Annotated in this window: 12 protein-coding genes; 11 read left to right on the top strand and 1 reads right to left on the bottom strand. The window is 31.2% G+C overall.

Annotated features, from left to right (window positions below; translation table 11 throughout):
- Nucleotides 1–26 precede the first annotated feature (26 nt).
- From CELLY_RS03690 to CELLY_RS16625, 11 genes are all read left to right on the top strand, one after another.
- On the top strand, nucleotides 27–695 hold the full coding sequence (locus CELLY_RS03690; protein WP_013620312.1) for a response regulator transcription factor: 669 nt from the start codon (nucleotides 27–29) through the stop codon (nucleotides 693–695).
- A 179-nt stretch (nucleotides 696–874) separates the two neighbouring features.
- Nucleotides 875–4,405 carry a nitrate reductase gene (locus CELLY_RS03685; RefSeq protein ID WP_013620311.1) on the top strand — a complete coding sequence of 1,177 codons (3,531 nt, stop codon included), beginning with the start codon at nucleotides 875–877 and terminating at the stop codon, nucleotides 4,403–4,405.
- A gap of 10 nt (nucleotides 4,406–4,415) precedes the next feature.
- Nucleotides 4,416–5,852: a rubredoxin gene (locus tag CELLY_RS03680; RefSeq protein WP_013620310.1), complete on the top strand. Its 1,437-nt coding sequence runs from the start codon at nucleotides 4,416–4,418 to the stop codon at nucleotides 5,850–5,852.
- 115 nt (nucleotides 5,853–5,967) lie between these two features.
- On the top strand, nucleotides 5,968–6,372 hold the full coding sequence (locus CELLY_RS03675) for a DUF2452 domain-containing protein (RefSeq protein ID WP_013620309.1): 405 nt from the start codon (nucleotides 5,968–5,970) through the stop codon (nucleotides 6,370–6,372).
- A 9-nt stretch (nucleotides 6,373–6,381) separates the two neighbouring features.
- On the top strand, nucleotides 6,382–7,500 hold the full coding sequence (locus tag CELLY_RS03670; protein WP_013620308.1) for an FAD-binding domain-containing protein: 1,119 nt from the start codon (nucleotides 6,382–6,384) through the stop codon (nucleotides 7,498–7,500).
- 27 nt (nucleotides 7,501–7,527) lie between these two features.
- The gene (locus tag CELLY_RS03665) at nucleotides 7,528–8,295 is read left to right on the top strand and encodes a M90 family metallopeptidase (RefSeq protein WP_013620307.1); all 768 of its coding nucleotides are present in this window, start codon (nucleotides 7,528–7,530) and stop codon (nucleotides 8,293–8,295) included.
- A gap of 77 nt (nucleotides 8,296–8,372) precedes the next feature.
- Nucleotides 8,373–8,501: a DUF2256 domain-containing protein gene (locus tag CELLY_RS16875; protein WP_013620306.1), complete on the top strand. Its 129-nt coding sequence runs from the start codon at nucleotides 8,373–8,375 to the stop codon at nucleotides 8,499–8,501.
- Nucleotides 8,498–9,982 (top strand): cryptochrome/photolyase family protein, encoded by a 1,485-nt coding sequence (locus CELLY_RS03660; protein WP_013620305.1) that lies wholly within the window; start codon nucleotides 8,498–8,500, stop codon nucleotides 9,980–9,982. Before CELLY_RS16875 ends, CELLY_RS03660 begins: the two co-directional genes overlap by 4 nt.
- A 40-nt stretch (nucleotides 9,983–10,022) precedes the next feature.
- The gene (locus CELLY_RS03655; protein WP_013620304.1) at nucleotides 10,023–10,598 is read left to right on the top strand and encodes a Crp/Fnr family transcriptional regulator; all 576 of its coding nucleotides are present in this window, start codon (nucleotides 10,023–10,025) and stop codon (nucleotides 10,596–10,598) included.
- Nucleotides 10,599–10,680: 82 nt separating this feature from the next.
- A complete protein-coding gene (locus CELLY_RS03650) occupies nucleotides 10,681–11,220 on the top strand; it encodes a GlcG/HbpS family heme-binding protein (protein WP_013620303.1) in 540 nt (179 codons plus the stop codon).
- A gap of 1 nt (nucleotide 11,221) precedes the next feature.
- Nucleotides 11,222–12,748 (top strand): Dabb family protein, encoded by a 1,527-nt coding sequence (locus CELLY_RS16625; protein ID WP_013620302.1) that lies wholly within the window; start codon nucleotides 11,222–11,224, stop codon nucleotides 12,746–12,748.
- Between the two features lie 113 nt (nucleotides 12,749–12,861).
- Here the strand turns inward: CELLY_RS16625 and CELLY_RS03640 are convergent, their stop codons facing one another.
- A complete protein-coding gene (locus CELLY_RS03640; protein ID WP_013620301.1) occupies nucleotides 12,862–13,611 on the bottom strand; it encodes a LytR/AlgR family response regulator transcription factor in 750 nt (249 codons plus the stop codon).
- Nucleotide 13,612: the final 1 nt, after the last annotated feature.

The following is a 13,612-nucleotide window of genomic DNA, read 5'->3' as shown; positions in this document are numbered from 1 at the left end:
TTATATTTGTAAAAATATTTTGATGAATGAGTAGCACTATAAGTATTGTATTGGCAGATGATCATTCTTTAGTAAGAGACGGAATACGTTCTTTACTAGAAGAAGAAAAAGATTTGGTTGTAGTAGCAGAGGTGTCTAACGGTAAAGAAGCCATTGATATTGTTGAAGAAAAAAAACCAGACCTTTTAATTATAGATATTAGAATGCCAGTAATGAATGGTATAGATGCTGTTGAGGTTTTAAATAAAAAAGGATCTATAACTAAAACCATTATTTTGTCTATGCATGATTCAGAAGAATATATTCTTAAATCTGTAGATGCAGGTGCAAACGGTTACTTATTAAAAGATACAGGTAAAGTAGAGTTTATAAAAGCAATACACACTGTGCAACAAGGAGGCAAGTATTTTAGCGGAGACATATCTAATGTATTGGTTAATAATTTACTTCATAATAAAACAGCATCAGAAACAGTAAAAACTTCTAAAAATAATAGTAATCCTTTTGATCTTACAAGTAAAGAATTACAGGTGTTAGAATTGGTTTTAACAGGTTTAACTAACAAACAAATTTCAGAAAAACTACAAAATAGTAAACGTACTGTAGAAACGCATAGGTTTAATTTAATGCGTAAAATGGAAGTTAAAAACCTTATAGATTTATCTAAAAAAGCACAACAGTATAATTTAGTTTAAAACTACCAACAGCGTATGACAAGCTGCAACAATAGTTAACCTACTATTTTTAAGGGGTTTATTTGTAAATTAAACAATTTCATCCCCTTATTATTATCATATCGTTACTACGTATTTATACGTAATTCTGTATCTTTCCATAGTTTAAAAAGATGTTTACGCATCTGTTATTTAGAACTATGCAAAAAAATACAACACATAAAACTATTTGCTGTTATTGCGGTGTAGGTTGCGGAATAATTGTAGAAAAAGATGCTAAAAACGTACTAACTGTATCGGGTAATAAAAACTATCCGGTAAACAAAGGTATGTTGTGTTCTAAGGGTAAAAATTTAAACTACGTAGCTCAAGACACCACAGATCGTATTTTGTATCCAGAAATGCGTTGGAGTAAAAACCACCCTTTACAAAGAGTTTCTTGGGATGATGCTTTTAAAAGAGGAGCAGCAGTTTTTAAAAGTATTATAGATAAGCACGGGCCAGATAGTGTAGGTTTTTATGTGTCTGGTCAGTGCTTAACTGAAGAATATTATTTGGCTAATAAATTAATAAAAGGTTTTATTGGTAGTAATAATATAGATACCAACTCACGTTTATGTATGAGTTCTGCTGTTGTTGGTTATAAAAAAACAGTGGGCGAGGACTCTGTACCAATTGCATATGCAGATATAGAGTTGGCAGATTGTTTTTTAATTGCTGGTGCAAACCCTGCCTGGTGTCACCCAATATTATTTAGACGTTTAGAGAAGCATAAAGAAGAAAACCCAAATGTAAAAATAATAGTAGTAGACCCAAGAAAAACACAGACTTGTGCCTCTGCAGATTTGCACTTACAAATTTTACCAGGTACAGATGTAATTCTCTTTAATGCTATAGCACGTGTGCTTATAGAGAAAAAGAAAATAGACAAGAGTTTTATAAAAAAGCATACCATAAATTTTGAAGAATGCAAAGCAAGTGCTTTTCAACTTACAATAAATACTGCTGCTAAAAAATGTGGAATTAAAGCAGAAGATATAAAAAAAGCAGCACTATATATTGGTAATGCAAAAGGCTTTATTAGTATGTGGACAATGGGGCTTAACCAAAGTGTAATTGGAGTTTCTAAAAATGTAGCATTGCTAAACATATCACTACTTACAGGTCAAATTGGTAAGCCAGGTTCTGGTCCGTTTTCTTTAACAGGGCAACCAAATGCAATGGGTGGTCGTGAGGTTGGTGGTATGGCAAATTTGTTGGCAGTACATAAAGATTTAAATAATCCTGAACACAGAAAAGAAGTATCGGATTTTTGGGGAGGTAAACAAGTACAAGCAAAACCAGGCTACACCGCAACAGAAATGTTTAATGCTTTAGATAATGGTGATTTAAAAGCTATTTGGATTATTTGTACAAACCCCGTGGTAAGTATGCCTAACGCAACTAAAATTGAGCAAGCACTAAAAAAGGCAAAATTTGTTGTAGTACAAGATGTTTCTCATAATTCTGAGACCACAAAATTTGCAGATTTACTTTTGCCAGCTGCTGGTTGGTTAGAGAAAGAAGGCACAATGACAAATTCTGAAAGACGAATTAGTTACTTGCCAAAAGTTATTAATGCACCAGGCGAAGCATTGCCAGACGCAGAAATATTATGGCGTTTTGCTCAAGAAATGGGATACTCTGGCTTCAATTATAACAATGCTAGTGAGGTGTATGATGAGTACTGTTTACTTACTAAAGGCACAAGTATAGATGTTTCTGGTTTATCATACAATAGGCTAAAAACCGAAGGAAGTTTTCAGTGGCCAGTACCAGATAAAAACCATCCAGGAACACCGCGCCTGTTTACTAATTTTGCTTTTAATACCCAAGATGGCAAAGCACATTTTAATGCGCCATCAGAAACCTATAACCAGTCTGAGGAAACAAGTGTAGATTACCCATTAATTTTAAACACAGGTAGAGTAAGAGACCAATGGCATACCAGAACAAAAACGGGTAAAGTAAAACGTTTGCTTACGCACATACCTATGCCTTATTTAGAAATGAATATGGTAGATGCCTTTTTAAGAAAATTAAAAGAAGGAGATATTGCCGTAGTAAAAAGTAAAAGAGGTAAAGTACAGGTTAAAGTAACTATTAATTTTGATATTAGAGAACAGGTGGTTTTTTTACCAATGCATTGGGGGAAAATATTAAATAACGATTTTGGAAGGGCAAATAATTTAACTAATGATATTGTAGACCCAGTATCTAAAGAGCCCGACTTTAAGTACTGTGCAGTACAAGTAGAAAAATACGTAAAACCCAAACAAAAAGTTATAATTGTTGGCGCGGGTGCTGCAGCATATAGATTTATACAAACTTATAGAGAAAAAAATACGGTAGATGAACTGCATGTTTTTTCTAAAGAGAAAGATCCTTTTTATAACAGAGTATTATTGCCAGAGTATGTTAGTAATGAGCTCTCATGGCAATCTTTAGAAAAACTTAAAAAAGGAGAACTAAAAAAATTAAATATTAAACTACATGCTGGAGTTGGAGTTTCTAAAATAAACGATGACAAAAAACAAGTTACAGATGCTAATGGAGTAACCCACAATTACAATTTACTAATAATGGCAACTGGTAGTAGAGCTTTTGTACCTAGTGATGTGCCAATTAACCTGCCAGGTAGGTTTACTATGAGAGAACGTGGAGATGCAGATAAGTTAAAAAAGTACTTGTATGAAACAGGCTTGCCTAATAATGCACAACACGTGGTTATAGTAGGAGGCGGACTTTTAGGTTTGGAGTTGGCAGCTGCTTTAAAAAAAATTAATGTAAATATTAGTATTATACAAAGAGCTCCAAGGTTAATGGAGCGTCAATTAGATAATGTTGCAAGTAGGTTATTAGCGCAAGATGTTTTAGAAAGAGATATAAATTTATATTTTGATAATGAAGTTAGTACTGTTTTTGATGAAAAAACAACTAGTCATAGTATTTTGGTAAACCTAAAAACAGGAAAAACTATAAAATGTAACGCTATAGTTTATGCTATTGGTACAAGGCCAAATATAGAGTTGGCAAAACAAACAAAGTTAAAAACTAGGCGCGGTGTTGTGGTAAATTCTTATATGCAAACCAGTAATCCATCAATTTTTGCATTGGGTGAAATTGCAGAGTTTAACAACTCACTTTTTGGTATTACATCTGCCGCAGAACAACAGGCAGATATTGCTGCAAATTATATTTTAGGAGATTACAGTAGTATTTATAATGGCTCAGTTTTAATGAATATTTTAAAGTTTGAAAACTTAGATTTATGTAGCATTGGTATGGTAAACTCTCCTGCAGGTGATAACAGTTATGAAGAAATTATTTTAATGGATGTAAGCAAGCGCTTTTATAAAAAATGTATTGTTAAGGATGATACATTAAAAGGAGCCATTTTAATGGGAGATAAAAATGAATTTGCAGAATTTAAACGTTTAATTGAAGAGGAAATAGAACTATCGGAAAAACGAAATGAGCTGCTAAGAGGTGCCTCTAACTCTGTACCTTTAAAAGGTAAATTAGTTTGTTCATGTAGTCAAGTTGGTAAAGGTAATGTTACAGATGCAATTAAAGACGGCTGTACAGATTTTGCCAAGCTGTGTTCACAAACAGGAGCAGGTTTAGGTTGTGGTAGCTGCAAGCCAGAAATTAAAGAAATACTTAATAGTCAGCTTTTACTAGCAAATTAATAGTTTTATTATGAATGATGATTTACATAGAATTTTAATTAAAGGTGGCGTTACTTCTCCAGGAGAATTAAAAGATAGTATAACAATGTTAGAGGCAGCTGGCCTTAAAGAAGTTTATTTTGGTTCTAGGCAAGATTTGTTGTTTCCGTTAGAAAACACCAAAGAAGAACAGTTAGAGCGTATTTCTGAATATAATACAGATATCATTGGTACAAGAGCTTACCAAAATATAGTGTCGTCTTACGTATGTGCAGATATTTTTGATATGACCTTTTGGTTAAAAGGATCTACCTTTTTATATATTTTAGAACGATTTAATTACCTGCCTAAATTAAAAATAAATATAACAGACCCAAAGCAGCGTCTAGTGCCTATTTTTAGTGGTAATTTAAATTTTATAGCATCAGAGAGCGAAGATTATTGGTATTTAAATATAAAATTGCCACAGTGGGAAAAAGGAGACTATTACCCAGTATTAGTGTATAGTTGGGATATTAATATTATATCTAAAGCCATAGAAGATATTTATGAAGATGTAGAAAGTGTTGAAGAATTATTTTTTGTACTTAGTAAAAAACTAGACACCAATAATAAAACCATAGAGAAAGACTTAGAAGTGCCTTACCTTACTTTTCCGTATTATGAGGGGATGAACCGTATGGGACTAGACCAATATTGGCTTGGTTTGTATTGGAGAAATAATAAATATGACCTTAATTTTTTAAAAGAATTTTGTGGTTTTTGTTTAGACAATGGTATTGGTAAAATATGCATAACTCCTTGGAAATCTCTTATTGTAAAGGGTATTAAAAAGCAAAGTAGGCCAAGTTTAGAACGTTTTTTAGGGCAAAGAGGTATAAATATTAGGCATTCTCAATTAGAAATGAATTGGCATTTACCGGTTGATGATATAGAGGCTCTGGACTTAAAAAACTTTTTGGTATTAAGTTTAAACCAAAATGATATTAGCACCTACGGTTTAACCTTTGGCTTAAGTAATGAATCTGGTAAAAGATCGCATTTTGCATCTGTAATTATAGAAAAAAATACAACACCAACAATAGCTAAAGATTTTGTAATTAGGCCAACGTATAATGTATTACACTTTAAAAATTTTGACCCAAATACACATATTTATAAAGCTTATGCATTAGATGTAGATAAAATAGAACTGCCAGGTTTACTAATGGAACTTAGTAAAAAATACTTTAAACAATTAGGACGTACAGATGTTGTTGCCGTAGAGGATAGTAACAAGGCAGAGCAATTAGTAAAAGCGGTACACCAATGTGTTTCTTGTTTTACCGTTTATGATGAAGAGTACGGAGATACTACTTTTGGAATCTCTCCTAATACCGCTTTTACAGACTTGCCAGAAAATTATAAATGCTCGGTTTGTGATGCTCCAAAATCTAATTACAAGAGTGTAGAACTGTCAGTTTTGTAAGAACGCCCGTTCACTTTTAGTTCTGTTAATTATGATACAATGCTTATCTTTATAAAGTAAAAGAGGATTTCTTTTTTTAATTCTTTTTTAGTTATTGATAAACAAGTTATTATAAATGAAGGAGAGTAAAAAACCTGATAATGTAGTTTTTAATGTAGAAAACCAAAAGTATGATGCTGCACTTAAGCCATATGCAACATCTGTTGGTGCACCAGTTATTACCACTACAGATAATATAGCCTGGAAAAATAGGAGTATAAATAAAGTAAACCACAAGTTAGAGGCAAGGTATTTAGAGCTTAAAGCTGAGTATGATGCTATGCTAGAGCAATACGAGTATAACAAACTAATTTTTGATGCTAAGTTTACTTTTGAACCTATTGTAGGCCAGACCTATCATTTATACAAGAGAGAGAATAATGAAACCTTCTTATCTATTATAAAGCCTAATGAATGTAATTTTAATTTTATAGGTAGTTTTTATTTAAACGCAGAGCTAATCTGGGAGAAAGTACAATAACAGCGCAGTATGAAGTTATTTGAAGATGAATCTGCCTTTTTTCCAACCACTATTGATGAAATTTACAAGCGAGTAAATCAAATAAATCCTATAGAATATGCTTCTACAAGAAATTATATTAACGGAGCAGTAACCCATTTATCGCCCTATATTTCTAGAGGTGTAATTTCTACTAAATATATATTAAAAGAAGTTTTATCTCAAGGACATAAACCTTTAGAAATTGAAAAATTTATACAGGAATTAGCTTGGAGAGATTATTGGCAGCAGGTTTGGATAGCAAAAGGAGATGAAATTAATACAGATTTAAAACACACACAAACACCTGTATCTAATATACAAATACCAAAATCAATTGTAGAGGCAAATACAGGAATAATAGCTGTAGATAACGCAATAAGAAAATTAGAACAAACAGGTTATATGCACAACCATTTGCGTATGTATGCAGCATCTTTGGCGTGTAATATAGGGCAAAGCCATTGGTTGTTACCTGCAAAATGGATGTACTATTACTTGTTAGATGCAGATTGGGCAAGTAACGCTTTAAGTTGGCAATGGGTGGCAGGTTCAAATTCTAATAAAAAATATTATGCCAATCAAGAAAATATTAATAAGTACTGTTTTACAGAACAGAATAATACTTTTTTAGATATTCCTTACAGTGCTTTTGAGACCTTAAAAATACCTGAAGAGCTAGAAAAAAATATAGATATAGATTTAACAATTGCACTTCCTAAACCTTTACAAATAGAGTTAAATGAAGAATTACCAACTTGTATTTATAATTTTTACAATCTAGATCCTAATTGGAGAAAAGAAGAAGTTGTAAATAGAGTTTTGTTATTAGAGCCTTCTCACTTTAAAAAGTATCCGGTATCTAAAAAGAGTATAGATTTTATGCTAAAATTAGCAGAAGATAATATAGGTAATGTACAAATTTATGTTGGGGAGTTTGCAGACTTAGTCGCAACTTATAAGCTCAACAATATTTACTTTAAAGAGCATCCAACAGCAACACACTATAAGGGAGAGCAAGATGCAAGAGATTGGATGTTTACAGTTACCGGTTATTACCCTTCTTTCTTTGCTTTTTGGAAAAAATGTAAAAAAGAGCTGTATGTTTAATAAAGCACTTTTACCTAATTTATAAATATGATATATACTATTGGATTTTTACTGTTAGTAGCCTTTATTATTTATGGTTTTATGTTAACCAGAAAGAAAAAGGCACAAGCTTTTCCTGCCAATTGGCATACTATTTTATTAAAACACGTTCGGTTTTATAAAAACTTATCTGTAGCAGAACAACAACGTTTTCAAGCACGTATAATGCTGTTTTTAAGTGAGGTTAATGTGGAAAGTGTAGGTTTTAAATTAGAAGATGTAGATAGGGTTTTAATTGCATCTAGTGCTGTAATTCCTGTTTTTAATTTTAATGAGTGGTATTACAAAAACTTAAGTACAGTATTGGTTTACCCAGACCATTTTAATGAAGATTTGGGTTTTGCACAAAAAGATAAAAACAGAAATATTGCAGGTATGGTGGGTAGTGGGCAATTTAAAAATCAAATGCTTTTATCTAGAAAAGCACTTCATCAAGGATTTCAAAAAAAAGCACATGTTCATAACACAGGTATTCATGAGTTTGTACATTTAATAGACAAACAAGATGGTGTTATTGATGGTGTGCCAGAACGATTAATACAAGAACCTAATGTTATACCTTGGTTAAAAATTATACATAAAGAAATGGAAGCCATTAATGATAATAAGTCTGATATTAGAAATTATGGAGGAACCAATGAAGCTGAGTTTTTAGCAGTAGCTGCAGAATATTTTTTTGAAAAGCCCAAACTAATGAAGAAAAAACATCCAGACTTATACCAAATGCTTAAAGTTTGTTTTCGTGTAAAAAATTAATAAAAAAAATAGTTGTGTAATGCTACATTACCTAATTGGGTTGTAAAACTACTAATTGGGAAGAAAAAATAATAAAAATGAAAAAACAGCACCTACCACAAAAAATATGTATTGTTTGTGAACGTCCATTTACTTGGCGTAAAAAGTGGGAGAAAAATTGGGAAGAGGTTAAGTATTGTAGTCAACGTTGTAAAAGAAATAAATGAAAAGTATAAGTATTGTTTTTCCGCATCAATTATTTAAAAAATCACCCATATTAGGTAAAGATGAAACCATTTATTTAATAGAAGAATATTTATTTTTTAAACAGTACTCTTTTCATAAACAAAAAATTGCTTTTCATAGAGCAACAATGATGAGGTATAAAGATTTTTTAATTGAGAAGCATAAATGTGATGTAACATATATAGAATCAATTAAAAAAAAATCTGATATAAGAGTATTTATACAAGAATTACAAAACAATAATGTTGAGCATATAAATTATATAGACCCAACAGATAATTGGTTAAAAAAACGAATTGAAGAAAGTGCTGAAAAAGCAGGAATAAAAACCACAGTACATACATCGCCTTTATTTATAAATACAGAAGATGATTTAGAATCGTTTTTTACAGCAGACAAAAAAAAATATCATCAAACTACTTTTTACAAAGAGCAGCGTAAAAAATTAGATATTCTTATTGATGAAAACGGAGAGCCAGAAGGTGGTAAATGGACGTATGATGCCGAGAATCGTAAAAAATACCCAGCTAAAAAAACGCCTCCATCAATTCAGTTTCCAGACGTAGATGAGTATTATAAAGAAGCAAAAGAGTATGTAAATAAAAATTTTGCTGATAACTTAGGAAAACTAACAGAGCAATCTCTTTACCCAACTAGTTTTAAGGCAACAGAGGATTGGTTGCAACAATTTTTTGACCAACGATTTATGGAGTTTGGTGTGTATGAAGATGCCATTGTAGCAGAAAACTCTATACTTAACCACAGTGTATTAACACCTATGTTAAATGTGGGGTTAATTACACCAAAAGAGATTATAGACAAAGCACTAGATTATGCCAAGACTAATAATGTACCCATAAACTCTACAGAAGGTTTTGTAAGGCAAATTATAGGTTGGCGAGAATTTATTAGAGGTATGTATATCACTAGAGGTGCAGAAGAGCGCACTACCAACTATTGGAAGTTTACACGTAAAATACCGGCATCTTTTTATAACGGAACAACAGGTATACCACCAATAGACCAAACTATTAAAAAACTACTACAAACAGGCTATTGCCACCATATAGAACGTTTAATGGTGTTAAGTAATTTTATGTTGTTGTGCGAGTTTAATCCAGATGAGGTTTACCAATGGTTTATGGAATTGTTTATAGATTCTTATGACTGGGTTATGGTACCCAATGTGTATGGTATGAGTCAGTTTGCAGATGGCGGATTAATGGCAACCAAACCCTATATAAGTGGTAGTAATTATGTAATTAAAATGAGTAATTACAAAAAAGGAGAGTGGCAAAATATATGGGACGGACTCTTTTGGAGATTTATGCATACACATAGAGATTTTTTCTTGTCTAACCCTAGATTAGGAATGTTAGTGCGTATGTATGATAAAATGGATGAGGAGAAACAAAATACACACCTAACTAATGCAGAAGAGTATTTAGCTACCTTTAATTAGCTGTGAATAAAAAAAGCATTAAAACTATTTTTTTTGAAAGATGCCATACCAATTATTAAAAGATAATTTAAAACAAAACTTAGACCTTTCTAGTAAAGAGCTAGAACAAATATGTTCTTATTTTACAACTAAAGAAATAAAGAAAAAAGAGTTTTTATTAACTCAAGGTAGCATTTGTAAGTTTGAAGGTTTTGTAGTACAAGGTTGCTTTAGAGTGTTTTCATTAGATAAAAATGGTAATGATAATACTTTATATTTTGCAGCAAAAGACTGGTGGTTAATGGATATAGATAGTTTTATGAATCAGTCTCCATCAGAATTAAATATACAAGCTTTAGAAGATAGTAAGGTGTTGTTAATTAGTAGAGAAGACAAGCAGACATTATGCAACTCACTCCCAATTGTAGAAAAGCTTTTCAAAATAATGTTTCAAAAAGCAATTGTATCATGGCAAAGAAGGTTAATACGCAACCATTCCCTAACAGCTAAAGAAAGGTATTTGTATTTTATAAATACATATCCAGATATTTCTTTAAAATTAACAGATAAACAAATAGCAGGTTACCTTGGTATTAGACACGAGTTTTTGAGTAAAATTAAAAAAAGCGAAAAATAATTTTTTTAAAGTTGAACTTGTTCAACTTTTTTTTCATTTTCATTATGGAGATTTGCATTTATTGTAACTGTAATAACCAATAATGATGAATTTTTATAACCATAAAACTGCCTCTAAACCAAAAGAAAAAACTTTAAAACACAGTAGACTTTTATTTGTACTCCTAATTTTTACCTCACCTTTTTTAGTGGCGCAAAACACAACAGATGTTACAGATAAAGATGCTTTAAGTGCTGTTTTGGCAGCAAAAGAGAAAGCAGAGACTATGGGAGTTTTGGTAAATATTGCAGTGGTAGATGCAGGAGCAAATTTAAAAGCCTTTATACGTATGGACGATTCTTTTTTAGGTAGTATAGATGTAGCTATAAAAAAGGCAAAAACCTCTCGTTATTTTAATATCGCTACGGGAGATTTAGGTAAACTTACCCAACCAGGTGGTATTATTTACAATATAGAACTCTCTAATAATGGGTTAGTCAGTTTTCCAGGAGGAGTTCCTATCAAAAACAATAAAGGAAAAATAATAGGAGCCATAGGAGTAAGTGGTGGTACAATAGAGGAGGATCATAAAATAGCGACTTACGGAGCAAAATCTATATTAACAGAGAAAAAAACAAAATAAAATGAATTGGATTAAAAGTATATTTTTTGTTATTGTAAGTTGTAATTGCCTGCTTGGTTACGCTCAACTTACAAAAGGTAACCTTACCATTTTAGAACAAACAGATTACAAAACAACTAAGTACAACACAGTAACAGCTACTACTTATAAGAAAAACGGAGTTAATTACGTGTTTTCTGGGGGAGATGGTGCATTTATAAATGTATTTAAATTAAACGCTACCGGAGAATTAATGCCAGTTGGTGCTTATGAGTTGCAGAATAAAAAAGGACCAGCAAGAGGTTTGGTAGCCCACAATATTAAAGGAACAGATTATTTGTTTGTTGGCAATAAAGGAGGCAACAGTGTAGAAGTTTATAGCATAGAGGATAACGGAAGTTTACAAAGGGCATTTGTTTTAAACGATACGCCAGAAACATATTTAGGCACAGTTATTACCCTTAAGGTTATTCATATAAAAAATAATTTTTACCTTTTTGTTGGTGGGTTAGAGAGCACACCTGGTTTAAGTTGTTTTAAAATACATAAGAACGGAAAACTTAGTCATATACAATCGCTTGCAGATGATGATCTTATACATACAGACGGTATAATTGGTATGTATTCTCATAAAATAAATGGCAAAACGTATCTTATTACAGGTGGTTTTCAAGACAATGGCATTAGTAGTTTTGAGGTTTTTAACAATGGTAATTTTAAAAATATAAATAACATTGCAGACAATACCACCAACCGTTACTTAACAGGTACATATCCTGTAAACGGAGTTACTTTAGGAGGTAACCATTATATTGTTGTAGGGCATAGACATCATAAATATTATAAAAGAGGTAATTTTATAAAGAAGAAAGATTTTATTTTTCACGGTGATGGTGTAAGCGTTTTTAAAGTTAATGAGGCAGGAGAGCTTATTCCTCATTCTGTTTTAGTTAATAATGCTGCCACAAAATTAGCAGGACAAACACGTATTGAAATATTAAAAATTGATGATTCTGAAGCATTGGTAGCAATAGGTACACGTGATGATAACAGTATACAATTATGTAAGTTAAACGCAAATGGCGTATTAAAACCTTCTAGCGTGTTAGATACTAACTACCCTATTTATTACGGTTTAACATCAATAAAAATTAAAGAGAATTTCTTTTTTCTATCTGGTTCTGTAGATCCAAAAGTAAAAAAGATGTTTGCGTATAAAGTCAATTTTAAGCCAAAAAATGGCAAAAAACTTAGACATGTTATAAATTTAAAATATAAAGATGCAGCTACACCAAAAGAGGTAAATAGGGCAGTAGAGAATTTTGTAGCGTTAAAAAATAAAATTCCTGAGATTATAGATTTTGAATGGGGAATTAACAATAGTAAAGAAGGAAAAAGTAAAGGGTTTACCCATAGTTTTATGCTTACTTTTAAAGATGAAAAAGCACTAGAGGCATATTTAGTTCATAAAGAACATTTAGCACTTATTAATGATATAGGTTCGTTAATAGATGATGTTTTTGTTATGGATTATTATACCACAGAATAAAACAGAATTTCTTATTAATTTTAGAAATAATTGTAAATAATTTAAAAATGAAAAAAACAGCATACATAACAGGCGGATCTAAAGGAATTGGATTAGGAATAGCGTAGGCATTGCTAAAACACCTCTTTTACTATTTTTAAAAATTCTTGCTTTTTTGTTTTAGAAATAGGAATAGCTATTTTATTTTCCATTTGTAAAAAGTCGCCATCCTTTTTTACATATTTTTCTAGGTAATGCAGATTTATTAAATAAGATCTATGACATCTAAAAAATAAATGATTTCCTTTTAATTGTGTTTCAAAATAAGATAATGGTTTACATATCAATTCTTGTTTATTGTTGGCAAGGTAAACATTAGTGTACATTCCATCTGCTTCTAGGTATAAAATATCATCATGTGATACAAAAATTATCTCGCCAGGAATTTCTAAAGCTATTTTATGTGAAGAAAGTGATTGTATAGCCTTTTTTAATTCTTCAAACTGAAAAGATACCTTTTTAGACTCAATATTTACTACTGCTTTTTGAATGGCTGTTTTTAACTCATCAATTGCTATTGGTTTTACTAAATAATCAACAGCTGATAATTTAAGCGCATCTAACGCATATTGTTGATAAGCTGTTGTGAAAATCAATTGAAAATTAATTGGTTCATTAATAAAATCAAGTATTTCTAAACCAGAATATTCTGGCATCTCAATATCTAAAAAAACAATATCAGGTTTATAATCCTTAATTACCTTTACACCTTCCATTAAATTCTCAGCTAATTTAATACCTGTTATTTCTGTAAAAAATTCAGAAAGCATTGTTTGTAAAACACTCCTAGCCTTAGCTTCATCATCAATAATTAGTGCTCTCATT

Origin of the sequence: Cellulophaga lytica DSM 7489 (assembly GCF_000190595.1) — a bacterium.
GTDB lineage: Bacteria > Bacteroidota > Bacteroidia > Flavobacteriales > Flavobacteriaceae > Cellulophaga > Cellulophaga lytica.
This window is presented reverse-complemented; position numbering and strand designations above follow the sequence as displayed.